The 23,129-nt window shown below is 47.6% G+C and carries 23 protein-coding genes, 1 tRNA gene and 1 rRNA gene; 15 read left to right on the top strand and 10 right to left on the bottom strand.

Translation table 11 applies throughout. The features are described from left to right. The first annotated feature begins 3 nt into the window (after window positions 1-3). The 4 genes from rrf (at window position 4) to MMG82_RS06810 (ending at window position 1,270) form a co-directional block, all read left to right on the top strand. Window positions 4-119, top strand: a 5S ribosomal RNA gene (rrf, locus tag MMG82_RS06825). A gap of 36 nt (window positions 120-155) precedes the next feature. After that, a tRNA-Asp gene (locus MMG82_RS06820) sits at window positions 156-232 on the top strand. A gap of 306 nt (window positions 233-538) precedes the next feature. Beyond that, window positions 539-793 carry a YkgJ family cysteine cluster protein gene (locus MMG82_RS06815; RefSeq protein ID WP_011624688.1) on the top strand — a complete coding sequence of 85 codons (255 nt, stop codon included), beginning with the start codon at window positions 539-541 and terminating at the stop codon, window positions 791-793. 21 nt (window positions 794-814) lie between these two features. Further along, window positions 815-1,270, top strand: coding sequence for an Rrf2 family transcriptional regulator (locus MMG82_RS06810; protein ID WP_037431159.1), 456 nt, complete (start codon window positions 815-817; stop codon window positions 1,268-1,270). Here MMG82_RS06810 and MMG82_RS06805 read toward each other — a convergent pair. The 4 genes from MMG82_RS06805 to gpmM are packed head-to-tail and all read right to left on the bottom strand — an operon-like array spanning window position 1,245 to window position 5,955. Beyond that, entirely contained in the window at window positions 1,245-2,000 is a 756-nt protein-coding gene (locus MMG82_RS06805; RefSeq protein ID WP_037431157.1) for a divergent polysaccharide deacetylase family protein, read from the bottom strand. The two genes, MMG82_RS06810 and MMG82_RS06805, sit on opposite strands and share 26 nt — an antisense overlap. Before the next feature lie 12 nt (window positions 2,001-2,012). Then, window positions 2,013-3,218 carry a S41 family peptidase gene (locus MMG82_RS06800; protein ID WP_047539596.1) on the bottom strand — a complete coding sequence of 402 codons (1,206 nt, stop codon included), beginning with the start codon at window positions 3,216-3,218 and terminating at the stop codon, window positions 2,013-2,015. A 48-nt stretch (window positions 3,219-3,266) separates the two neighbouring features. After that, a complete protein-coding gene (locus MMG82_RS06795) occupies window positions 3,267-4,400 on the bottom strand; it encodes a peptidoglycan DD-metalloendopeptidase family protein (RefSeq protein WP_047539598.1) in 1,134 nt (377 codons plus the stop codon). A 10-nt stretch (window positions 4,401-4,410) separates the two neighbouring features. After that, a complete protein-coding gene (gene gpmM, locus MMG82_RS06790; protein ID WP_037431153.1) occupies window positions 4,411-5,955 on the bottom strand; it encodes a 2,3-bisphosphoglycerate-independent phosphoglycerate mutase in 1,545 nt (514 codons plus the stop codon). A 265-nt stretch (window positions 5,956-6,220) separates the two neighbouring features. Here gpmM and MMG82_RS06785 point away from each other — a divergent pair, with 265 nt between their 5' ends. The 7 genes from MMG82_RS06785 to MMG82_RS06755 all read left to right on the top strand — a co-directional run bounded on the left by MMG82_RS06785 (window position 6,221) and on the right by MMG82_RS06755 (window position 12,464). Further along, window positions 6,221-6,655, top strand: a complete 435-nt coding sequence (locus MMG82_RS06785; protein WP_037414466.1) for a rhodanese-like domain-containing protein — start codon at window positions 6,221-6,223, stop codon at window positions 6,653-6,655. Between the two features lie 256 nt (window positions 6,656-6,911). Beyond that, window positions 6,912-7,397, top strand: coding sequence for a protein-export chaperone SecB (gene secB, locus MMG82_RS06780; protein ID WP_011620882.1), 486 nt, complete (start codon window positions 6,912-6,914; stop codon window positions 7,395-7,397). A 4-nt stretch (window positions 7,398-7,401) separates the two neighbouring features. Beyond that, entirely contained in the window at window positions 7,402-8,418 is a 1,017-nt protein-coding gene (gpsA, locus tag MMG82_RS06775; RefSeq protein WP_037431152.1) for an NAD(P)H-dependent glycerol-3-phosphate dehydrogenase, read from the top strand. Between the two features lie 240 nt (window positions 8,419-8,658). Next, entirely contained in the window at window positions 8,659-9,843 is a 1,185-nt protein-coding gene (locus MMG82_RS06770) for an NAD(P)/FAD-dependent oxidoreductase (RefSeq protein ID WP_241406662.1), read from the top strand. A gap of 21 nt (window positions 9,844-9,864) precedes the next feature. Continuing rightward, the gene (locus tag MMG82_RS06765) at window positions 9,865-10,185 is read left to right on the top strand and encodes a hypothetical protein (protein ID WP_241406661.1); all 321 of its coding nucleotides are present in this window, start codon (window positions 9,865-9,867) and stop codon (window positions 10,183-10,185) included. A gap of 326 nt (window positions 10,186-10,511) precedes the next feature. Then, window positions 10,512-11,042 carry a hypothetical protein gene (locus tag MMG82_RS06760; protein ID WP_099457171.1) on the top strand — a complete coding sequence of 177 codons (531 nt, stop codon included), beginning with the start codon at window positions 10,512-10,514 and terminating at the stop codon, window positions 11,040-11,042. A 342-nt stretch (window positions 11,043-11,384) separates the two neighbouring features. Further along, window positions 11,385-12,464 carry a Fic family protein gene (locus MMG82_RS06755; RefSeq protein ID WP_047539608.1) on the top strand — a complete coding sequence of 360 codons (1,080 nt, stop codon included), beginning with the start codon at window positions 11,385-11,387 and terminating at the stop codon, window positions 12,462-12,464. A 36-nt stretch (window positions 12,465-12,500) separates the two neighbouring features. On the opposite strand, the gene MMG82_RS06750 is transcribed toward MMG82_RS06755, so the two are convergent. The 5 genes from MMG82_RS06750 to MMG82_RS06730 all read right to left on the bottom strand — a co-directional run bounded on the left by MMG82_RS06750 (window position 12,501) and on the right by MMG82_RS06730 (window position 17,496). Further along, window positions 12,501-13,862, bottom strand: a complete 1,362-nt coding sequence (locus MMG82_RS06750; protein WP_241406660.1) for a TrkH family potassium uptake protein — start codon at window positions 13,860-13,862, stop codon at window positions 12,501-12,503. Between the two features lies 1 nt (window position 13,863). Continuing rightward, complete coding sequence (locus MMG82_RS06745) at window positions 13,864-14,562, bottom strand: TrkA family potassium uptake protein (RefSeq protein WP_188871361.1); 699 nt, start codon at window positions 14,560-14,562, stop codon at window positions 13,864-13,866. Between the two features lie 44 nt (window positions 14,563-14,606). Continuing rightward, complete coding sequence (locus MMG82_RS06740) at window positions 14,607-15,296, bottom strand: response regulator transcription factor (RefSeq protein ID WP_188871359.1); 690 nt, start codon at window positions 15,294-15,296, stop codon at window positions 14,607-14,609. Next, window positions 15,297-16,343, bottom strand: a complete 1,047-nt coding sequence (locus MMG82_RS06735; RefSeq protein ID WP_241406659.1) for an ATP-binding protein — start codon at window positions 16,341-16,343, stop codon at window positions 15,297-15,299. Window positions 16,344-16,569: 226 nt separating this feature from the next. Next, on the bottom strand, window positions 16,570-17,496 hold the full coding sequence (locus tag MMG82_RS06730) for a pirin family protein (protein ID WP_241406658.1): 927 nt from the start codon (window positions 17,494-17,496) through the stop codon (window positions 16,570-16,572). 133 nt (window positions 17,497-17,629) lie between these two features. Here MMG82_RS06730 and MMG82_RS06725 point away from each other — a divergent pair, with 133 nt between their 5' ends. From MMG82_RS06725 to MMG82_RS06710, 4 genes are all read left to right on the top strand, one after another. Then, window positions 17,630-18,367 carry a sulfite exporter TauE/SafE family protein gene (locus MMG82_RS06725; RefSeq protein ID WP_172587826.1) on the top strand — a complete coding sequence of 246 codons (738 nt, stop codon included), beginning with the start codon at window positions 17,630-17,632 and terminating at the stop codon, window positions 18,365-18,367. Between the two features lie 115 nt (window positions 18,368-18,482). Next, on the top strand, window positions 18,483-18,947 hold the full coding sequence (locus MMG82_RS06720) for an NlpC/P60 family protein (protein ID WP_037427995.1): 465 nt from the start codon (window positions 18,483-18,485) through the stop codon (window positions 18,945-18,947). Between the two features lie 24 nt (window positions 18,948-18,971). Further along, the gene (locus tag MMG82_RS06715; protein WP_241406657.1) at window positions 18,972-20,420 is read left to right on the top strand and encodes an MFS transporter; all 1,449 of its coding nucleotides are present in this window, start codon (window positions 18,972-18,974) and stop codon (window positions 20,418-20,420) included. Between the two features lie 88 nt (window positions 20,421-20,508). Continuing rightward, on the top strand, window positions 20,509-21,537 hold the full coding sequence (locus tag MMG82_RS06710) for a LacI family DNA-binding transcriptional regulator (protein WP_047536421.1): 1,029 nt from the start codon (window positions 20,509-20,511) through the stop codon (window positions 21,535-21,537). 60 nt (window positions 21,538-21,597) lie between these two features. Here MMG82_RS06710 and gtfA read toward each other — a convergent pair whose 3' ends face one another. After that, entirely contained in the window at window positions 21,598-23,082 is a 1,485-nt protein-coding gene (gene gtfA, locus MMG82_RS06705; protein WP_241406656.1) for a sucrose phosphorylase, read from the bottom strand. Between the last annotated feature and the right edge of the window lie 47 nt (window positions 23,083-23,129).

Here is a 23,129-nt window from a genome sequence, read left to right as displayed (position 1 = left end):
TTGCTTGGTGACAATAGCATTGTGGTCCCACCTGATCCCATCCCGAACTCAGAAGTGAAACGCAATCGCGCCGATGGTAGTGTGGGGTCTCCCCATGTGAGAGTAGGTCATCGCCAAGCGCCTAATTTAGCTTAATGTGCAAACGTTAAGTTAAAGGAGCGGTAGTTCAGTTGGTTAGAATACCGGCCTGTCACGCCGGGGGTCGCGGGTTCGAGTCCCGTCCGCTCCGCCAACATAAAGAAATAAGCCTCATCGAAAGATGAGGCTTTTTTCGTTTATTCGCCGGATAAATCTACTCAGACTAACTATCAGCGGTGTTGTACTCTGTCTCATTCTTGTAAGCTATTCTGATACCATCATTTTTATTAAAAGAATTGAGTCGTTTTCGTTATGATAGACGGCTTATTTTTACGGTTGGACTGGTCAGTTTTTCATTTGTGGGTGAGGTGGTTGTGCGCCACTTGGCAGTATTGAACTGTGTTTCTGCCCACAGATAAATTAAACGGTATAATGTTTACCAATTTTTACGAGTAATAAAATGAATTGTCGCCTAGGCTGTGGTGCTTGTTGTATTGCACCTTCAATTAGCAGTGGGATCCCTGGAATGCCAAATGGTAAGGCGGCTGGGGAGCGCTGTGTGCAGCTCAGTGATGATAATTTGTGTTTGATTTTCGGCTCGCCTGATCGTCCTGCGGTTTGTAGTGATTTTGAAGCGTCTTTAGATGTCTGTGGGGATTCTAACGAAGAGGCGCTTTGGTTGATCACAAACCTTGAATCTCAAACATCTCAATAGTTTATTGCTGACAGGTGAATTATGCAGTTAACACGCTATACCGACTTTGGTGTTCGCACGCTGATGTATTTGGCGGTTCAGCCCGATAGAACAACCCTTTTTAGGATCGCAGAGATTACCGAGGTCTTCGATTTGTCACCAAATCATGTCTCGAAAATTGTGCACCACTTAGGCAAGTTAGGTTATCTAGAAACCATACGCGGTAAGATGGGTGGCTTTCGTTTAGGGAAACCAGCGAGCGAGATTAATCTTGGGCAACTCATTCGTGCGTTAGAGAACTCGCTGGCACCGATTGATTGCAGCAAACCTTACTGCCGCTTCACTCCCGCCTGTCAGTTGAAGGGCGTATTAGCCCAAGCGGTTGAGGCGTATTTAAGCGTGCTCGATCAATACAGCTTGGAGGACATTGTAAGCAATCGAAATGAGTTGCTAGCATTGCTGCCAGATATGACTATTTCTGTCTTACAGTTGGATTAGCGCCTTTCTCATGGGCTAGTTCGATGGGCAACAAGCGTGATGTCGGTACTAGCTCAATTCCTTCCGCCTTTAGGCGTGCTAAGTTCGTTTTTAAGAAGTGAATGGTTTCGGGGTAAGGATGCGCGATGGCCACTAAACTGCCTTGCGCGTGAGCCTGACTTATCATCAAGTTAAACTGTTTTTCCAGCGCTGTTGCACTGACATCATTATCCAGAAAGAGTTGGCGTCGTAGCAGTGGCACGCCGAGTAAATCTGCCTTATCTCCCGCCTTAGTGAATTTGGTTGTCATGCTATCGACAAAGTAGAGCTGCTTCTGCTTTAGCGTTTCCATTACCCATAACATAGGATCATCGAGCTGCGTCAGCAGGCTCCCCATATGATTGTTGGCACCTTTAGCGAAGGGCACGCTGGCGATAGCAGCAAGTACACTGCTACGTATCTGTGCTTCGCTCATTTTGTTGGTTAAACCGCCGAGCCCTAAGGCTTTACCATTGAGCGCCTGCATGGGTAAGTGCAGCATAATCTCGTGGCCTTTGGCGTGTGCGGCTTTGGCTAGCTTATTGCTGAGCGGCGTGTGTGGCAGCACCGATAAGGTGACTGCGCTGGGGAGTGAAAGCACGGCTTCGTCGGTGTGACGATAGCCGATATCATCGATGATTAAGGCGATTTGAGCTGCATTGCTTGGCGCAATACTGATAGCCAAAAGGGCCAATATATAAAATAGACGCACTATTTCTTCTTATTAGTCATGATGTTGTATCCAAGAAATAGCGGAAATGACTATGTTATCTTGGCTGACATCGGTTCGTGCTGAGATGGCGTCGATTATAGCCATATTCTTTTGATTGGAGCCAGTTTCGGTTGCAACTTTGATATCTGGCACTATGCCGATAGCGTGGATGTTTTCCCCTTTGGGTGTGTTGTACTGGGCGATAGTGAGCTTGATGGCATTGCCGTCGTTCAGTATGGGGATCAGGCTTTGTACTGTGCCTTTGCCGAAGCTGGTTTCACCGAGCAGCTTGGCGCGACCATTATCTTGTAGTGCTGCGGCGAGGACTTCGGAGGCGGAGGCCGAGCCTTTATTGATCAGCACTAACATTGGCACATTGGTCAGCATGGTTTGGGGGGAGGCGTAATAGTCGGAATTGGCATCGAAGAAGCGGCCTGAGGTAGAGACGATTCGTCCTTTAGCCAGAAACAGGTCGGCAATTTTGATTGCCTGATCCAGCAAGCCGCCGGGATTATTGCGTAAATCTAAAATCAAGCCCGTAAGATGCGCGTTTTGCCACTGGCTTAAACTGCGCACCATATTCTCGGTGGAGTTTTCTTGAAAGCTGCTGAGCCTAATATAGCCGATATTACCATCCAGTAATTTGCTGGCGACAGATTGAATCGTAATAGTGCTTGGTTTGAGTGATACCTCGAACTGGGCGTCATCATTATGGTGCTTCAGTGTGAGGTGAATACTCTGATTGCTGAGGCTATGTTGTTTGATTTGATTGAGGATATCCGCAAGATTGGTTTCGGTGGTTGGCGTGTTATTTAGCTTGATAATGATGTCCCCCGCTTGGATACCTGCCTGTTCGGCGGGCGAGTTCGCAAAGGGCGCGATAATGCTGATATGGTCTTTATCGCTAGCGACCTCAAAACCAAAGCCGAAGTATTCGCCGCGATTGGAATCTTTTAAGTCGAGTAACTCTTGGTGATTTAAAAAGCTGGAATAGGGATCTAAGTGCTCAAAAATCCCTTTAATGGCCGCTTGCACCAGCTCATCTTTGGAAATGGTTTTAACGTAATAGGTTTCGACCGTTTCTAATACATCCTGCAATAGCGGGTAGTCGAAGTCACTCTGATATGATTTGGCATTCTCTTGGCTGGAGAGGCTAATGGACAGGCCTAGGCTTAGGCCGAGTCCAAGGCAGACGATATTGCGTATTAGATGTTTCATAGCCGTCCCCGATGTTGATGGGGACGGCTACCTTAGCAACAGTACTGATTAACGACAGTACTTGGCTGGATCGACCGCTTGCCCCTTATACCTTATTTCAAAGTATAGGCCAGGCTCTGTCTGTCCACCCGAACGTCCGACTAAAGCAATTGCTTCACCGGTTTTGACCATGTCTCCAGGGCTTTTTAACAGGGCCTGCGCATGGCCGTAGAGGCTCATGTAACCTTTACCATGGTCTATCACCATCACCATACCAAAGCCTTTAAGCCAGTCGGCATAGATGACTTTACCGCCAGAAACCGCGCGAATATTTTGTCCTTCGGGCGCAGAGAGCATAGTGCCTTTCCACACCACTTGGCCCGATCTCGGGCTGCCAAAACCAGCAGTAACACGGCCCTTTGTTGGCCATTTGAGTTTACCGCCTTGTTTATCGAAGCCTTCCATCGAAGGATTGTCACGCATGGCCTTAAGTGCTTGCTCAACGACCCGTTTTAAGCTGGCCTCTTCAATTTGCAGTTGTTCGAGTTCGGCACCTTTAGTGTTTAAGGTGCGCTGTAATTCATTGAGGGTTAATTGGCGTTGATCTTGTTCTTGGTTCAAGCGCTTAGATTGCACTTGTTGCTCGGCCATCAACTTAGTTAATTGTTTTTGCTTGCTGGTTTGGGTGACTTTAATCTCATCCAGCTCTGTGATGGTTTGTTTTAACTCATTAATCGATTTCATCCGCGCTTTGTTGAGATATTGGTAATAGGCCAACATCCGCTCAATAGTGGCGGGACTTTGCTGATTCAGCATCATCTTAGTGTAATCGTGGTTACCGGCTAGATAGGCGCTCGCAAGTTGTTTTGAAAGCGTATTTTGCTGGCTCACCTTGAGGGTTTCTAACTCTTCCTGGCGTTGCTTGAGTTCGGCAAGTGTATTATCAATCTGCGTCAAACTGGTTTTGGTGCTATTGACCTTTTTGACTGCCGCCGCAATCGCCTCTTCATCGCTGCGTAGCAGTGCGAGTAACTTTTCCCGCTGCTTACTGGTGTTTTTAAGCGCGCTTTGTTGTTGGTTGATTTGCGCTTGGATGGATTTCAACTCGGACTGACGCTTCTCCAAATCAGAAGCGTAGACCGAGAAAGATAACATCATAAAGCCAGCAATAATGCTGGCTTTAACGGGGAGTCGAGTGCTCACTAGGTAACAACTACTCTTTAACGTGGATTAAGGGCTTACCCGTCATCTCTGCGGGAATGGTTTCACCCATCAGGTGCAGAATCGTTGGGGCGACATCGCTCAGTTTACCGCCTTCATCTATGGTGGCGTCACGGCCAACAAACACAAAGGGCACGAGTTCACTGGTATGCGCCGTATGGGCTTGGCCAGTGGTTTCGTCGGTCATCTGCTCGGCGTTGCCGTGGTCGGCGGTAATAATACATTCGCCGCCCACTTTTGCCAGTGCGTCAACTACGCGGCCTATACAGGCATCGACAGCTTCGCAGGCTTTAACTGCCGCATCGAAGTTGCCAGTATGACCCACCATATCACCGTTAGGGTAGTTACAGATAATCACATCGTATTTAGCGGATTCAATCGCTGCGACTAACTTATCCGTCAGCTCGGTTGAGCTCATCTCAGGTTGTAAGTCGTAGGTTGCCACTTTAGGTGAGTTGATCAGGATACGATCTTCACCGTTGAATGGCTCTTCCTTACCGCCGTTGAAGAAGAAGGTGACATGGGCATATTTTTCAGTTTCGGAGATACGTAACTGAGTACGACCACGATTTTGCAGCACTTCACCTAAGGTATTTACTAGGTTTTCAGAAGGATAAGCAATAGGTGCTTTGATATCAGCCGCGTATTCGGTCAGCGTTACAAAGTTAACCTTTGGCGTCACTGCACGTTCAAAACCGTCGAAATCGGCATTGATAAAGCTGCGGGTGATTTGACGAGCACGGTCGGCGCGGAAGTTCATGAAAATCAGCGCATCGCCATCGTTCAAGCTGGCAACCTTGCCTTCGCTATCGGTAATGGCAGAAGACGACACAAACTCATCATTTTCGTTACGCTCATAAGCGGCTTCTAATGCGGTCACAGCGTTATCGTATTGGAACTTCGCCTTGCCTTGGGTGATCAGGTCGTAAGCCTGAGACACGCGGTCCCAACGGTTATCGCGGTCCATAGCAAAGTAACGACCAATAATCGAGGCGATACGACCATGACCCAATGTAGTAAACAGATCATCAAAGTGGCTTAGGCTGCCTTTGGCGCTGCGAGGTGGGGTATCGCGACCATCTAAGAAGGCATGTAAGTACACTTTAGTGGCACCGCGTGCTACTGCCATGCGGCACATGGCTTCGATATGCTCTTCATGGCTGTGTACGCCACCGGGAGAGAGCAGGCCCATAATGTGCACTGCACCACCAGCTTTTACTGCCGCATCAACGGCATCACAAAGGGCTGGATTTTGTTCAAACTCATGATCTGCAATGGCTTTACTGATACGAGTCAGCTCTTGGTAAACGATTCGGCCAGAACCTAAGTTGATATGGCCTACTTCAGAGTTTCCCATCTGCCCATCGGGCAAGCCTACATCTAAGCCTGAGCCTGAAATTAAACCGTGGGCATATTGGGCGTTGAGACGGTCGAGTACTGGTGTGTTGGCGTGGTAAATCGCATTCATATGCGTATTTTCACGGTAACCCCAGCCATCGAGGATCAACAACGCGATTGGACGTTTAGTTGTCGTCATGGTGATACCTTTAAAGTTTAAGGAAGCTAAAGAAATCTGAAATTGGTTAAATATTACTACGTAAGCGGGGTACGAAAAAGCGCTTTACCTAGATTAAGGTCATCGAATGGCTATTTCAGCGAATTCTGTGAGCGCCAAGAGAAGCGAGATGGCGCAAGGGCTGAGCTGTGTTCTAGAACTGTGACTAAACTGCTGCAATCTGCCAAGGCAATGGGTATACTCTGTGCCCTTATCGAATTTTTCGCCATTTATACGGGCTGTAACCATGCAAGAATATATCGAATTTTTTAAGGCTCACACTATGCTAAGTCTGGCTTGGGTGGGTTTGTTTGTGATGCTTGTGGTCAGTGTGATCAAATCGAGCTTTTCAAAAATCAAAAATGTTACTCATCAAGAACTCACTATTATGGTGAACCGACAAGACGCCAAAGTCGTGGATGTGCGTTCTAATGACGAATTCCGCAAGGGCCATATTGTTGATGCAGTTAACGTTACGCTCGCGGATATCAAAAATAATCAGGTTTCTGCCCTTGAAAAGTTTAAAGGTAGTCCCATTATACTGGTATGCAATGCTGGCATGACCTCGTCTCAAGCGGCTCAGCTTTTAAGTAAACAAGGTTTTGAAAACCTGTATAACTTAAAAGGTGGTATGGGTGAATGGCAGGCAGCGAATATGCCTGTTTCAAAAAGCAAAAGATAAGTTGTCGGCGGCAGTTATGCGCTGTGCAGCATAGTTAATTGATTGTGCAGCAGTAGCGTCATCATTGTTTGGCATACTAATCCTGCAGTCACTAAGGGCTTTATTAAGTGTTTAGATTGACTTCACAAGTACCCGTTAAGGGAAAGTAGGGACGGTACTGAGATCTAATACAGGCCTCGTAATAAGCCCGAGCTAAATTGACAAAAAGCCAGCCACAAAAGTGCTGGCATAACATTGATAGGATAGGTAGGAAATTATGGCTGAAGTAGCAAACAACGAACAACAAGCCCCACAATTCAACATCCAACGTGTTTACACTAAAGATGTTTCTTTCGAAACACCTAACAGCCCAGCTGTATTCCAAAAAGAATGGAATCCAGAAGTTAAGTTAGATTTAGACACTCGCAGCGCTAAATTAGCCGATGACGTATACGAAGTAGTTCTGTCTTTGACTGTGACTGCACAAAACGCTGGCGAAACTGCATTCCTGTGTGAAGTACAACAAGCGGGTATCTTCTCAATCGCAGGTCTGACTGAGCCACAACTGGCTCACTCATTAGGCGCATACTGCCCTAACATCCTATTCCCATATGCGCGTGAAGCTGTAGGTAGCTTAGTGGGTCGTGGCACTTTCCCACAACTGAACTTAGCACCAGTAAACTTCGACGCTCTGTTCGCACAATACGTGCAACAACGTCAAGCCGCAGCAGCTGCACCCGCAGCCGAAGAAGCTAACGCTTAATTACATGAAAAACTCTGCCGATATCACGGTGTTAGGGGCGGGCTCTTATGGCACCGCCCTTGCCATCTCTTTAGCCAGCAATGGTCATAAGACCTTGTTGTGGGGGCACGATCCTGCCCATATGCAGACGCTCGCTCAGGATAAATGCAACCAAGCGTTCTTGCCGGGTATTGCCTTTCCTGAGTGTTTACATATCGAAGCCGACTTAGCCAAAGCTTTAGCGGCCAGCAATAATGTGCTGATTGTAGTACCTAGCCATGTGTTTGGCTCGGTATTGGCCCAAGCGAAACCTTTGTTACGCCAAGATGCTCGCATCGTATGGGCGACCAAAGGACTCGAGCCTGAAACCGGACGTTTGCTGCAAGATGTGGCCCGTGATGTGTTAGGCGAGCAATATCCGCTGGCGGTATTGTCAGGACCGACGTTTGCGAAGGAATTAGCCATGGGGTTACCTACGGCGATTTCGGTTGCGGGCACTTGTCCTAAATTTACCGCTGAGCTAGTGGAATTGCTGCACAGCCCTAAACGCTTACGTGTTTACGCTAACGACGACTTTATCGGCCTGCAATTAGGCGGCGCGGTGAAGAACGTTATCGCCATTGGCGCGGGGATGTCCGACGGTATTGGCTTTGGTGCTAATGCCAGAACGGCGTTAATCACCCGTGGTTTAGTCGAGTTAACTCGCTTAGGCGAAGCCTTAGGCGCTAGCACTGCCACCTTTATGGGCATGGCTGGATTAGGCGACCTAGTGTTGACTTGTACCGACAACCAATCCCGTAACCGCCGCTTTGGTTTAGCCTTAGGTAAAGGCTGCGATGTGGATACCGCCCAGGCCGAAATCGGCCAAGTGGTTGAAGGTTATCGCAATACTAAAGAAGTGTTTACCCTGGCGAAGCGCATGGGCGTCGAAATGCCGATCACCGAGCAAATCTACCAAGTGTTATACCAAGGCAAAGCGCCCTTGGATGCCGCCAAAGAACTGCTCAGCAGAGAAAAAAAATCAGAAACGCCAGCGCAATAAAGCGCGAGCCGTGATGATGCTGAATAAAATAAAGGGTGCTAAAATAGCGCCCTTTTTTATGTCCGATCGCTATCGCCTTAATGTTACCGGCAGCAGTCGGGCATTGGCTGTATCCATTAAGAGTGGATGCTGAATGCGGAATATCTACCCCAATATCGAAGATCAATACTGTAACTCAGTCTTTGAACTATTTGGGATGATGGGCAATAGCCAAATTAATTTATCGACGGGAGTATAAGTGTGAAACATCATGATGTAATTATTATCGGAGCCGGCGCCGCAGGATTAATGTGTGCTGCAACAGCGGGTTACCGAGGTCGTGATGTACTGGTACTCGATAATGCCAAGCAGGCTGGGCGTAAAATCCTTATCAGCGGTGGCGGCCGTTGTAACTTTACTAACCTGAAAGTCGAACCCGCCAACTTTATCTGTGGCAACCCGCACTTTGTAAAATCCGCATTGGCGCGTTATCCGTCGCAGCAGTTTATTGAACTGGTTGAGCGCCACGGCATTGAATACCACGAGCGCGATCATGGCCAGCTGTTTTGTAATGACTCGGCCAAAGAGATAGTCACTATGCTGCTGACCGAATGTGAATGGGCGGGCGTGAGCATTAAGTTGCGTACCGATATTCTGGCGGTGAGCAAAACTGAGGCTGGTCGCTTTGAGCTAAACACCTCAAATGGCGAGTTAAGTTGCGACTCCTTAGTGATCGCCACCGGCGGTTTATCCATGCCAAAACTTGGCGCCACGCCCTACGGCTATCAATTGGCCGAGCAGTTTGGGCTTAAGGTGTTGCCAACACACGCGGGTCTGGTGCCTTTTACTTGGCACAGCGAAGATAAAATTCGCTTCGAACCGCTGTCGGGCATTGCCGTACCGAGCCGCATTACCGCCAAAGATGGCACCGCCTTTAGCGAAGCTTTGCTCTTTACCCATAGAGGCTTATCTGGCCCCGCTATTTTGCAGATTTCTAACTATTGGAAAGCGGGCGAAACCATAGAAATCAATCTATTACCCAATATGGATGCTGCACAGGCCTTAGAGCAACAACTGACCGCACATCCTAAACAGAGTCTGCGTAATACCTTAAGCCAGTGGTTACCAAAGCGGCTGGTGGAAGTGTTATTCGATGAGGCTTTACTCAACAAAGCCTTAAATCAGTTGGTTCATGCAGAGCGCGCCAAGTTAGTCGACGATCTGCACCGCTGGACAGTCTTAATGAATGGCACCGAAGGCTATCGCACCGCCGAAGTGACCCTCGGCGGCGTGGATACCCATGAACTGTCCTCCAAAACCATGGAAGCCATAAAAGTCCCCGGCCTGTTTTTTATCGGCGAAGTGATGGATGTTAGCGGTTGGTTAGGCGGGTTTAATTTTCAATGGGCCTGGGCATCTGGCGTGGCGGCTGGACAAGCGGTTTAGTCTGTTTGGGAACAATAAAGTTTGAAGAAATATTTAGAAAAATTAAATGAACTAGAAATCGCTTGTCATAACAATTTTAAGGATGACTCAGATGAACATTGGGTTGATGAAGAATACGTCCGTATAAGAGCTGATGCTCTCAAGTTGCTAAGTAGCGCAAGCAAAGAGTTAGAAGCGAATGAACTTACTAGTTTTAGATTGAAAATAGTACAGTTCTTTTGTGCCAATATGGGATGTCATTTAGATATTAAAGTGCTTGAATCTGAAGATGCAAATGTACTGTCGCAAAATGAGATCGAATTTATATTGGGAAATTCTCAGTTAGCGCGGTGGAATACGTAAATTTAAGTTTGTTTTCTGCACATAACAATTCAAGGAAGTTGGCGTTGTATACATTGTCACTGTTTCCCCTGTGACACGCCGCCTTTTTATTTTACAAGAAGTATCCCTATAGGCTCGAAGGCGGCATACATGCCGCCAACGGTCAAAGTTACGACAATGGCAATCGTAACTATCTAAGCTATTATCTCGATTCTTTACCTCGAATGCAGCCTTGCTACTTTTCTTGTTACTTATTGAAGTCATTCTAGCCAGATGTGTTGTCGGAAAATCGAAAGTGAATTATGTTATTGCTTTACTTTGGGTGACTCTATTTTTTAGGTAAGATTATGGAACTAACTGATCCGAACTACGTATTAGATTTGTTCAAAAAACTAATAATGAGTGTTTTTGAAGAAATGAGAAACCCAACAAACTCTTTTGACTTAAACGAAAAAAATTATAAACGGAATATTGGATTAATAGCTCAGATCGACGTATCTAATATTTATTTACGTTTATCTTCTATTTTTGACCAAATCAATGAATTAAAAAATCGTGTTGCTTTAGAAAATGAATTTCAAATTAGTCAATTTAATTATGAGACGATGCTAAGGCAGTTTTGTGATGATTACCATGATGTCGTAAATGTTGCTGCATCCATAAAAAGTAGTTTAGACCAAAGGTCTGGTTTGCTCGGTCTATTCAAAGGCTACAATAATCCGATTGAAACCATATTGAGTGGGAAAAGCTACCAATTGAACTTTCAGCAATTGCGTAACAAATTTTCTTATCATGCAGCAGTTCTTCGGCAGTCAGAAAAGAAAACGATAGATACTATCGCAAAAGATTTGGACGAATTTATGCTTAACTTTACTTGAGGCTGAAAAACTGGACACCCATCCTTAATAGCACTTAAGTCAACCTCCTATTATGCTTGGTTTGGTTAAGCATTAAACAAGGAGGTTTGTATGCCGCTTCTTCGCAGAACTCTGAAAAGCCTCGAGTTCATTCTTGTATATCAGTTGGTTAGCTGTATTGTGCTGCGTGACTCTTTTGCGGTAATCCTACCATTTTTAACATTCTTGCCATTGAGTCTAACTAGTTAGGTGTAATGTATAGAAAACTTGAAAAACTATACATGTTTTCTCTGTCATGTATAATTTTTGAGGAAAACTATACATATTGAATCTCTTCAGTATAGAAAAGAGTGGAATTTATCTATGTTAGACTCACTGGCTTTGCTTCCTCTTCCTAACATTGAACTGTGGGAAACCCGTTCGGTACTCAAAAAAACTGCCGAAGCACATCGCTACTTGGCAGAGCTTAAAGGTGTCGCAGCCAGCATTCCCAATGAAGCTATTTTAATCAATACGTTAGCTCTGCAAGAGGCAAAAGATAGTTCTGAAGTTGAGAATATCGTCACTACGCACGATGAGCTTTATAAGGCCAATTTATTTGAAGAGGCCATTACTAACCCTGCTACCAAAGAAGTCCAAGATTATGCTTTTGCTTTAAAGCAAGGGTTTCATATTGCGCGGCAAAACAAATTGATCCGCCTCAGCGATATTCTTGCGATACAACAAAATCTAGAGCACAACAATGCGGGACTGCGGAAGTTACCGGGCACGGAGCTTAAGAATACGCGGACTGGGGAAGTGATCTATACACCACCACAGCATGCAGATGATATTGCTGAGCTTATGGAAAATCTGATTCTGTTTATCAACGATGACGAGCAATGTGATGCCGATCCGTTGGTAAAAATGGCAATTATTCATCATCAATTTGAAAGTATTCACCCCTTCTATGACGGTAATGGTCGAACTGGTCGTATATTGAATATTTTGTACTTGGTTATTAAAGATTTACTTAACCTGCCTGTTCTGTATTTAAGCCGTTATATTATTCAGCATAAGCCTGATTATTATGCGAAATTGCAGGCGGTAAGAGATTCGGGGAATTGGGAGCCGTGGCTGCTATTTATGCTTGATGGCATTATCGACACAGCACAAAATACCATTTCGCTGATCACCGAAATGAAAACCTTGATGACTGATGTCAAACAAGGTATCCGTGAGCAGCTTCCAAAAGTCTATAGCCAAGATTTACTAAACAATTTGTTTAATCATCCCTATACCAAGATTGACTTTCTAATCGAAGAATTGGGTGTGACACGCATTACCGCCACTAAATATTTAGAGCAGCTGGTCGAGCACGGTTTCTTAACGAAACAAAAAGTGGGGCGTGCTAATTATTACATTAATGCTCCACTGTGTCGGTTGTTGATAGCTCATAGCTAAGCGAATTATTTTTTACGGTGCGCCTTAGTGTTTTCCTTACCCAATTGCCAATTTAGTTTCTGCATAGCGCAGCTTTTTTACCCTTGGGTTGGCAAGGAAGTAGGCCAACATCAGTGGGCCGAGGCGTCCCATAAACATCATAAAGATGATAATGCCTTGGCCTGCACTGGATAAATTGCCTGTTAATCCACGGGATAGCCCAACTGTGCCGAGGGCGGATACGGCTTCGAAGGCGATATCCATTATCGGGGCTTTTTCGGTGAGCACGAGGGCGAATATTGCCAGCCAAGTGACGCCGATGGAGATCATCGTGAGGGCGAGTGCCTTGCTAATGGTGTCTTTGGGGATTTCCCGCTTAAACACATACACGGCTTCATCGCGGCGTAAATAGCCGTAGGTGGCGAGGATTAACACCATAAAGGTCACGACCTTAATGCCGCTGGCGGTGCTGAGGGAGCCGCCGCCGATAAACATCAACACTAAAATCAATAGGGTGGAACCATCCTCGAGTTGGTCTATGGGCAGGGTGTTAAAGCCAGCGGTGCGTGGGGTCACGGCCTGAAACCAAGAGGCTAACCATTTGCCGAGTTCGCTTAAGGGCGCGAGGGTGTTGGGGTTGTTGTACTCAATCAGGTAAATGGCTATCACGGCTACGGCGTTGATTAGTACGGTGCCAGTAATCATCATACGGCTGTAGACGGTGAGTTTCGACCAACGTTTATTGCGCTTAAGGTCAATCCACACCGAAAATCCAAGGCCGCCCACAATAAATAAACCTGTGATAGTGAGGTTCACGACTGGGTCGGCCACATAGGGGATTAAGCTATCTGGGCTTAGGGCAAAACCCGCGTTATTAAAGGCGCTAATGGTATAAAAGAAGCCGTGAAACAGGCTAGTTTGCCAACCCAATTCGCCGCTCCAGTAGACAGATAAAATCAGCATACCCACGGCTTCAACCAATAGCGAAAACACCAGTACGGCCTTAGCAGTCGAGACTAAGGTAGAGGTATCGGTTTGATTAAACGCTTCTTTCGCCACCGTTTGCTGCAAGAAACCTATCTTACCGCCCAGCGCTATTAGCGTGACTATGGCAAAGGTCATCAAGCCTAGGCCGCCGCATTGAATTAACAGCGCGATAATCACTTGGCCAAAGGGTGTGAACACACTGCCAGTATCGATGACCGCAAGCCCTGTGACCGTCACCGCCGAGGTCACGGTAAAGAGGCTTTGCAGCCAAGTAATGGGCGACTCGGTGGCGATAGGCAGTTTAAGCAAGCAAGTGCCAAGTAAGATCAGCAGAGCAAAGCTTGCGCTTAAGATAAAAGGCGGCGCGCCAAAGAGTTTTTTACTACTTTTAGGTGTGTGCTCTAGGGTGAGCGAAGGATGCCATTGAACCACGTTACACCAACCTTGGTGCGAGCTGTTTTAACTCGGCACGGCTACCGCAGAGGAATAGGGCATCGTCAGTGTGTAGGATAAAGTCACTATCAATCTTGCTAAATACGCTCTGCCCGCGCTTAACCATCAGCGGTGTGACTTTGCCTTTAGGGCTGCGTTGCACATTGGTTTGCTCATCGGTGTTTTTCTCTTGTAGGCTCCCTAGTAGTTGGCCAACTGTGACTTGATGTAAATGGGCTTTAATATGGATTTCAACAATATAGAGCCCATCTCCTATGGCGAGAAAGTTATTTACCATAGGGTAGTTTAGCGACTGGGCGACGCGGATCCCCATATCTTCCTCGGGGTGAATAATTCGCGCGACATCGAGTTTAGACAATATGGTGTGGTGCGCTTTATTGCTGGCTTTAACCCAAATATTTTGCACGCCGAGATTTTTCAGTGCCAGGGTACAAAGTAAGCTCGATTGCATATCAAAACCGATAGCGACAATCACGACTTCACTACTGGTAAGATCGAGTTCCCGCAGCGACGCCTCATCGGCGCAGTCGCAAATTACCGCTTCAGTAAGACTTTCTACATATTTTTCAACAGCTTTGTGGTCATTGTCGACACCCGTAACCGTATGACCTAAGTGGATCAGTTCTCTGCTTACAGCAACGCCGAAGCGGCCTAATCCGATGACAGTAAAATGTGCCATTTCATATCCTTGTGTGGTTGAGCTAAAGAGTGAGGCGAGCTGGCCTAGGGCGGGCCGAGGTCGGTGAGTCGATACCCTAAACCAGGCTCGGTTTTGATCAGTTGTTGTTCGTCACTATCGTTAAGCTTTTTACGCAGTTGGCTGACTAAAATCCGCAGATAATGGCTATCTTCTTGGTGAGTTTCGCCCCAGATATTGCGCAGCAGTTCGCTCTGTTTCAGCAATTGCCCAGGGTGGGACATTAACTGAACCAGTAGGGCAAACTCTTTTTTGGTGAGGGCGATTTCCTGCTGGTTAAGCCAGCATTGATGGCTGCTCTTTTGTAGAGTGAGCGGGCCAAATTGCAGCATATCGATAGTGCTTGAGGTATCCACAAGGTCACGGACTAATACCTTGATACGCACGATTAATTCCCTGATGCCAAAGGGTTTACTTAGATAGTCGTTAGCGCCTGCCTCGAGTAGGCGGATTTTTTCTTCCTCCTGATCGCGGGCGGTTAAAACCAACACGGGGGTCTTATCTTGCAGGCGCAGTGCATGGAGTAGTTCGATACCATCGCCATCGGGCAGGCCGAGGTCGAGCACGATAAGGTGCGGCTGGTGGCTTTGGTATTGTTTGAGCGCCGTGGCTATGCTGGTGGCGCTCACGTATTCAAAGCCTTCCGCCTCAAGTGAGATCCGCATAAAGGTATGGATTTGTGGCTCATCATCTACCACTAACACCTTGTAAGCCATTTATGCACTTTCCTTCGTTATCGGTAACGCGATGCGGATCAGGCTGCCTTGAGCAACACTTTCGGCGCTGATACGCCCGTTATGGGCAGTAATAATCCCTTTGGCGACAGGTAGACCCAATCCAGCACCGCCATCGGTAGAGGGATGTTGGCGGTAAAACAGTTCGAAAATCGCCTCCTTTTGAGATGGAGCTATGCCTTGTCCTAGGTCTTGAATATCGATACGCAGCATATCTTGGTAGCGATAGAGGCTTACGATCACAGGCTGGTTGGTGGGGGAATAATGCAGGGCATTATCGAGCACATTAAAAATCGCTTGTTCAATCAAAGAGCTGCAAATCATTAATGGTGGTAGCTCTGGTTCACTATGAATTTTGATCCGCGGTTGCTCGGTTTGAAAGCGGGCGATAGTGCGTTGTAACACTTCGCGTAGATTGGCTTCATCTAGGCTAAATTTGAGCGCACCATGTTGTAACTTAGTGGCTTGCAAAAGATTTTCGATATATTGGTGCAGGCGATGACTCTCGGCGGCGGCCGAGTCGATAAGCTCCTCGGTTTGCTCTGGGTTGAGCTTAGCTTGGTATTCCTTCAGCGTGGTTAAGGTGCCGATAATGGTCGCAAGTGGCGTGCGTAAATCGTGGGAGACCGAGAGCAAAATGCTGTTTCTGAGCTGCGCCTGTTCGAGTGCATGCTGCTGGCGGCGGTAATGTTCGGCCAATTTGCTGCTAGTCAGGGCGACCAGCAAAAACACGCTTAGATTGACTATGTCTTCGATGTTGAACATCTGCAACGAATAGCGCGGCGTGGTAAATAAAAAATTAAAGCTGACAGCGCCAAACACGGCCACAAAGTAGGCATAGTTGGCGCTGCATTGCAGGGCCACGGCGACCACGGCTAATTGCAGGATAAGCAGTACGGCAATGGCTGATCCTGAAAATACATCAATAAAATAGCTAGTTATTAACGTTACCACTAACAACATGGCGGTAAATATCGCGGGATGCGTGCGCCAGAATTGGTTGATGGATACTGTGTTTGCAAAAGTCATAACGGCTAAGGCGTTGCGGAAATTAAGGGTACTTTAGCAAAGGCCTGTGGGGATAGCGCGTAAAAAATCCGTAAAATTTACTGGGGCTTGGCGTGTGGGTGTTGTCTGGCATTTGCATCAGGCAGGCGGTTTTGCTCGCCAACTTACATTAGATAGTGGCTGCAAACGCCGCCTTAAGCGAGGTAGTCTAGCTCGATTACCTCGCGATAACGTATTACTGCTCGGATTACCAAGGGATGGGCGGCGGCATTAAGCGTTTGCCACTATAACCCGGCACAGTGGTAAAACGTGGGGACTTGGCCTCCCAATCGGCTTGGGCACTGGCGATATCTTCCTTGCTGTGGCCGACAAAATTCCACCAAATACTGACTGTGTCGGTGAGGGGCGCGCCGCCAATCAGCAGTAAACGTGCGCCTTGGTGAAGGTCGAGCGTTATACCCTCGCGCAGCATGCCAAGGTAAGCGAGGTTATTGTTATCAAAGGATTCGTCGTCGATATCGAATCGGCCCTCAAGTGGCATTAGGCCATATTCAAATCGCGGATCGAGCCTGATTGTTAGTTGAGTGGCCTCTGTGGCAAAAATATCAAGCGCGACTATCGGTGAAAAGTGCAGTGTGGGCGCTTGTTTATCCTTCCACGAGCCAATCAATAGGGTGAATTCCGCGCCCGCCTCCTGCCAAGTGGGCAGCTGGGGATAATGGTCGAACCTCGGGGTTGTGTCTTTGTGTTCCAGCGGTAGCGCAATCCATAGTTGCACTGCATGCATAGTGCGATGACCTTCGACTGACTCTTCGGTGTGGGCGATACCATGGCCCGCTGTCATCAGATTGACTTGTTTTGGGCGGATCACTTGGGCGCTACCTAGGCTGTCCCTGTGCATGATTTCCCCCTCCAGCATCCAAGTGAAGGTTTGAAGGCCAATATGGGGATGCTCGCCCACATTCATTAAGGGACCGTTGGTGACAGGGCCAATATGATCCAGAAAACACCAAGGGCCTATGAGTCGACGCGGTTTTTGCGGAATCGCCCGCGCTACGGGTATCCCGCCTACATCACCGATTTTGGCGGCTATATGTTGGATTTGGATCCGCCCATCTTCGACGGGGCATTCCCTTGGGCCGCCGTAAAACGGCGACGTTTGCATTTGACTCATATCGACTCCTTATCTTCATTTAGACACGGATAGATTTAACATTTATGCTGGTGCAGCGAGGCGTGTTATCGCCCTCAAGGTCGGTTACTCACGCTCGACCTTAATGACTTTAACGCAATATTGGGAATAAGGGATGTTAACAGACCCTGTTTTTTGGCTAGTGGCGATTCCTGCGGTGTTGATCACTGGGATCTCTAAATCGGGTTTTGCTGGTGGCGTCGGTGGCTTGACTGTGCCCCTGTTAGCGCTAGCCATAAGCCCAGCAACTGCGGCGGCAATCATGTTACCACTGCTGATTTATATGGATTTTTTAAGTGTTCGTTCGTGGTGGTGCCAACATAATCCACGCCAATTATGGATCCTCTTACCCGCGGCGATTGTGGGCATAGGTATAGCCTATTGGTTGTTCGACCGATTAAACGAAGATTACTTACGGGCGATTTTGGGCTGTGTGTCCTTAGGATTTGGTCTTTATGGCTTGGTTTTAGGGGATAAAACCCAAGCGACCCCTTCACCTTTGGTGGGACGACTCTGCGGCTTAACCGCAGGTTTTACCAGCTTTGTGGCCCATGCAGGCGGGCCGCCACTCAATGCCTATTTGCTGCCGTTACGCTTGGCCAAACCAGAGTTTTTAGCCACGGCCGTGGTGTTTTTTGCGGTGGTGAATCTGGTTAAGTTAGTGCCCTACAGTCTGCTCGGGCAAATTAACCAAGGTAACATTCTGATTTCTCTGTTACTTGCGCCTTTGGCTTGGTTAGGGGTAAAACTGGGACTGTTGATCCAAGATAAGATCAGCGATAGGTTGTTTAAACGCATCATCTTGATTTTAATGGTGCTGGTGGGTATTCGCTTATTGTGGACGGCGTTATAGTTTTAAGCTTGAGATTAGCTTAGGCTGTTACCATCGATTTTTTCACGGTATGTTAGTTATCGCTCTGATAGCACCCGATATTACGCAAGAATTGCCCGCGATGAGTTTTACGCTAATGAAACGATTACTGATAGTTATCTTAGCCTTAGGTCTTGGTGCCTGTGCGAGCGCGCCAGAACCTAAGCCTGTGGTTAAGCAAGTTGAACCCGTCTCGGTATGGAACGATAGCAATATCGCCGAATTGCATTCCGAATGGCGCGGCGTCCCTTATCGTTTGGGGGGGGCGACCAAGAAAGGTATCGATTGCTCGGCCTTTGTGTCGGTCGCTTACCAAAAAATGTTGGGTATGACTCTGCCGCGTACAGTGGAGGAGCAGCAAGCACTTGGTAAACCCGTGGCGCGGGATCAACTGCGTAAGGGGGACTTAGTATTCTTTAAAACCGGCTGGAGCACGCACCATGTCGGCATTTATGTGGGCGGGAATAATTTCCTCCATGTTTCGACGAGCCAAGGGGTAAAAATTTCGAGCTTACTTAATAGCTATTGGGCATCAAAATATTGGAATGCAAGGCGAATTTAAGCCTTGATTACAGGTGGAGACTCTATGACTACAGCGTCTGCTTCGTCCCAACATGAGCCTCTACCCACTTCGGTTTTTCTGGCGATTTTCTCCGCCGTATTCTTACCCATGTTTCTGGCGGCGGTCGATCAAACCCTACTCGCCACCGCAACCCCTGCGATAGTGGAAGATCTTGGCGGCCTCAGGCAAGCCTCGTGGATCACTATCGGTTATATGCTGGCGATGGCGGCCAGTGTGCCTATTTACGGCTGGCTAGGGGATAACTTTGGCCGCGCCAAAATCTTGATGATTGCCTTGGCGGTGTTCGCGTTAGGCTCAATTGTCTCCGCCAGCGCCGGGACGATGGACCATATGATTGCCGGAAGGATTCTCCAAGGCCTCGGTGGTGGCGGTTTGATGAGTCTGTCCCAATCCCTTGTGGGGGAACTGGTGCCTATACGGCAACGGGCGCGTTTTCAGGGCTATTTTGCCGCTATGTTTACTCTCGCCAGTGTTGTCGGCCCAGTGATTGGTGGCTTTGTGGTGCATGCCTATTCTTGGCACTGGTTATTTTGGGCGAATATTCCCTTGGCCATGCTGGCGGTTTGGCGGCTTAATCGCTTGCATAAACAGAGTGTTAAACCTGTACGACTGGGTCGGTTTGACTTGCTTGGCGTGCTGTTATTTCCTTCTATCATTACGGCGCTGCTGTATTGGTTGTCCGTGGCAGGGCAAGACTTTGCTTGGCTATCGGCCACAAGCTTAGGCTTTATGGGATTTATCTTTGTGGGCGCCGCCTTGCTGTTGTGGTGGGAGCGTCAGCGTGAGAGTCCTTTCTTGCCGCTGGATTTACTCGCCAACAAAGCCATTTATATGCCGCTATTAACCGCTGCGCTGTTTGCCGCCTGTCTGTTTGCGATGATCTTCTTTTTACCCATTTACTTACAGGTCGGTCTGCAAACCAATCCGGCCAAAACTGGCTTGCTACTGATACCAATGACCTTTGGTATAGTGACAGGTTCTACTATTGCGGGCAGGGTGTTGAGCCGAGATGTAGCACCTAAATGGTTGCCGACCTTCGGGATGGGGCTGGCTTCTATCGGTTTACTCTCTATCGGTTTAGTCCCGCCCAATGCGGATCTTATTGGCGGATTAGGTGTGCTGGTGGGCATAGGGTTAGGAACCGTGATGCCCAGCGTGCAGTTAGTTGTGCAGAGTGTGTCGGGCAAGGCGCGTTTAAGCCAAATTACCGCTATGGTGTCCTTGTGTCGCTCCATGGGCGCGGCAATTGGTACGGCCTTATTCAGCCTGTTGCTATATAGCTTGTTACCGCTCGAAGGGGCGCAGGTGGGGATTGCGGCGATAAAAAAGCTACCCATTGAGGTTGTGCATCACGCCTTCCAATGGGGTTTTATCGCGGCGGCCTTGGTGGCGCTCAGCTCTGCGATTGTAGGGTATCTCTCGCCCGCCACAGCGCTTAGGGATCATGAGTAGATTTGTTGGTGCATGACGGATTTAAGCTGTGTAGTATTTGCGATAGGTTAGCTTCCGCTGTGACCCCATTCTTTGCCAGGAATTCTGCATGACAACTAAAAACTGGACCTTAAAGAGCATAGCTAACGAGCTAGGTGTCTCTAACGCCACTGTTTCTAATGCTTTTAATCGTCCCGATCAACTATCGGAAAAACGCCGCAACGAAATTTTGGCCGCTTGCTCTAAATTGGGTTACTTTGGCCCAAACAAGGCGGCGCAATCCTTACGCCGAGGCAAATTTGATACCGTCGCGCTGGTATTGTCCGATAGTGTTGAATATATGGTGTCCGATCCTGTCGCCAGTAAGTTTATGAAGGGTGTGGCTTCGGTATTGGAGCGGGAAAAACTCAACTTATTGCTGTTTTCGGGCTGCTCTGACAGTGTGAATGCGGTGGCAGATTTTGTGGATGGGTTTATTTGTTATGGTCGCCCCCGCAATGCCTTGCTTGCTGAGCAATTGAAACAGGTTAAGAAGAAGGTGGTTACAGTGGATTTTGATATCCACCGCAACGCCGCTGTCAGCATTGACAATAAGCTAGCCGCCTATGAAGTGGCAAAATTGGCATTAAAATCACCTACCGATCAGGTTGCAATATTAGGCCTAAGACTGCTCGATACCCATTTAACTTGCCGAGTTTACGATTTGAATTTGCTCGAAATCGATATGTCGATTGCACACCAGAGGTTGCAGGGATATTTACAGGCAATTGAGGAAACCGGTATTACCCTTGGCAATGATCGAATTTGGAATATTCCTGAAAGTAATGCGGAATATGCGCGGATTGCGGCCAAGGAGGCGCTGAATTCGACCCCAAGACCCAACGTATTTTTATGCATGAGTGACTTAATTGCTCTTAGCGTGCTGGGCGAGGCACTGGCGATGGGATTAGCGATCCCTGAGGATATTCGTGTAGTGGGGTTTGATGGTATTGATGAGGCGACTCGCTCGAATCCTCCGCTGACTACGGTTTATCAATACTCTGAACAAAAAGGCCAAATGGCGGCGCAGATGTTTATCGACGATGCCGTACATGCTCAGGTATTAGGGTATGAATTACGTTTAGGTAAAAGCTGTTAATATATGGATTTTTAAATGAAGAAGGCGCTATTAAAGCGCCTTTTGTTTTATGTTTGGTATTTATCCCTGTGCTGGGGTGAGCAGGTCGGCTAAGCTGATTTGGGTTTCGATGCTTTGCTCATCAAGCAGGGTGATCAGCCCTTGTTTATTGGCAAAGTCGAGATTAAGACTCGCCTGCGCATTTACCGCAGACCATGTGAGTGTTAGTGATTTTCCACTGGCTGCCATCGTAAAACGGCCATTAAATGCGGCGCTGCTATTACGCAGTTTAATCAATTGAATAAGAGCGTTAACCACTGGTTTTTGCAGGGCTTGTTGCACTTTTTCTCGGTTTAAATAGGGGCGATTAATATCTCGGCCAACATGGGTTTGATTTAGCAATACCATGTCGTTGGGTATGGTAAGCAGGCCTGCGTAGTACACCTGCGGAATACCCGGTGCGAAAAACTGAATCGCTCGAGCCATCAAGTAATCTAGGTCATTTTGCCCGAGGGCATCGTAATAGGTGCAGTTGATTTGATACAAATCGACATTGCTGGCGGCTGCCCCTGTGGCTTGTAAACTCTCGCCTTGACTGTTGCTGTGTATGGTTTCAACTAGATTATCGATTTGTTTTTCGTCCAATAATCCTTGTAAGCCATCCATTGGGCCCACATCGATAATGCCGATACCATCGTGGGTATCGAGTACGGTAATGCAGTTGCGAGGCGCCATTTCAAGCCAGTGGCTCAGGGCACGACAATCTTGGCTGAAGAGCGTGTGTAAAATCAGCGGTGGTAATGCAAAGTCGTAAACCATATCGACCCGTTTAGCGATATCGATTTGCGTCATGTGATGGGAGTGAATTTCGGCTAGGGTTGTCATGCCTAACTGATTGGCTTGCTTCGCTAATTTATCTACAAACTCGAAGGATTCCTCAATCATAAAGCAGCTAGTGCCGGGCTTTTTGATCGCATAACCTGCGGCATCTAAGCGGATTAAATTGACTTTGCTGTGGTTAAATCGCGCCAATACACGGTTTAAGTAATCTTTACCTGCTGCGGAGTGTACGTCGATATCGATTTGGTTACGGGTAAAGGTGGTCCAAAACTCTTCCGTTGAACCATCCGCTAAGGTGTAAGTGCTAAAGCAGCTCCCTGGGCGAGGGCGATAGATAGCTTTTTGATCCTGCTCGCTTAATCCCTCGGGGAATACCTTGTCCTTGGTTAGGAATAAATCCCAGTAAGCCGATTGTTTGCCATGCTTGAGCACATCTTTAAACTCCGGAGACTCCGCGGACATATGGTTAACGATCAAGTCGGCCATGATGTCGAACTCTTCACCTATGCTTTTGACATCGTCCCAATCACCTAAGCGTGAATCCACTTGGACATGGTCTATGGGATCAAAACCCGCATCGCTGCCATCGATAGGATAGTAAAAGGGCAGTAGGTGAACGCCCCCAAATAACCCCTGTAACTCGTTATTGAGTAAGGTTTTGAGTTCTTTGAGTCCGGCACCGGTTATCCGATCGACATAGGTGATCAATTGCACTTGATTTTTCATACTTTGCCCACGTTTGAGTAGCCTTCCCAGAGTAAAGTTTGCCCGCG

This window comes from Shewanella sp. MM_2022_3 (genome assembly GCF_022557375.1).
In the GTDB taxonomy this organism is placed as follows: Bacteria; Pseudomonadota; Gammaproteobacteria; order Enterobacterales; family Shewanellaceae; genus Shewanella; species Shewanella xiamenensis.
This window is presented reverse-complemented; position numbering and strand designations above follow the sequence as displayed.

Bases quoted from the DNA above. Each gene is read 5' to 3' on its own strand.
- MMG82_RS06760 (WP_099457171.1), top strand. From the start codon at position 10,512: ATGGAACTAACTGATCCGAACTACGTATTAGATTTGTTCAAAAAACTA.
- MMG82_RS06740 (WP_188871359.1), bottom strand. From the start codon at position 15,296: ATGGCTTACAAGGTGTTAGTGGTAGATGATGAGCCACAAATCCATACC.
- MMG82_RS06810 (WP_037431159.1), top strand. From the start codon at position 815: ATGCAGTTAACACGCTATACCGACTTTGGTGTTCGCACGCTGATGTAT.
- MMG82_RS06785 (WP_037414466.1), top strand. From the start codon at position 6,221: ATGCAAGAATATATCGAATTTTTTAAGGCTCACACTATGCTAAGTCTG.
- secB (WP_011620882.1), top strand. From the start codon at position 6,912: ATGGCTGAAGTAGCAAACAACGAACAACAAGCCCCACAATTCAACATC.
- gpmM (WP_037431153.1), bottom strand. From the start codon at position 5,955: ATGACGACAACTAAACGTCCAATCGCGTTGTTGATCCTCGATGGCTGG.
- MMG82_RS06725 (WP_172587826.1), top strand. From the start codon at position 17,630: ATGTTAACAGACCCTGTTTTTTGGCTAGTGGCGATTCCTGCGGTGTTG.
- MMG82_RS06800 (WP_047539596.1), bottom strand. From the start codon at position 3,218: ATGAAACATCTAATACGCAATATCGTCTGCCTTGGACTCGGCCTAAGC.
- MMG82_RS06720 (WP_037427995.1), top strand. From the start codon at position 18,483: ATGAAACGATTACTGATAGTTATCTTAGCCTTAGGTCTTGGTGCCTGT.
- gtfA (WP_241406656.1), bottom strand. From the start codon at position 23,082: ATGAAAAATCAAGTGCAATTGATCACCTATGTCGATCGGATAACCGGT.
- MMG82_RS06745 (WP_188871361.1), bottom strand. From the start codon at position 14,562: ATGGCACATTTTACTGTCATCGGATTAGGCCGCTTCGGCGTTGCTGTA.
- MMG82_RS06710 (WP_047536421.1), top strand. From the start codon at position 20,509: ATGACAACTAAAAACTGGACCTTAAAGAGCATAGCTAACGAGCTAGGT.
- MMG82_RS06735 (WP_241406659.1), bottom strand. From the start codon at position 16,343: ATGACTTTTGCAAACACAGTATCCATCAACCAATTCTGGCGCACGCAT.
- gpsA (WP_037431152.1), top strand. From the start codon at position 7,402: ATGAAAAACTCTGCCGATATCACGGTGTTAGGGGCGGGCTCTTATGGC.
- MMG82_RS06730 (WP_241406658.1), bottom strand. From the start codon at position 17,496: ATGAGTCAAATGCAAACGTCGCCGTTTTACGGCGGCCCAAGGGAATGC.
- MMG82_RS06755 (WP_047539608.1), top strand. From the start codon at position 11,385: ATGTTAGACTCACTGGCTTTGCTTCCTCTTCCTAACATTGAACTGTGG.
- MMG82_RS06715 (WP_241406657.1), top strand. From the start codon at position 18,972: ATGACTACAGCGTCTGCTTCGTCCCAACATGAGCCTCTACCCACTTCG.
- MMG82_RS06815 (WP_011624688.1), top strand. From the start codon at position 539: ATGAATTGTCGCCTAGGCTGTGGTGCTTGTTGTATTGCACCTTCAATT.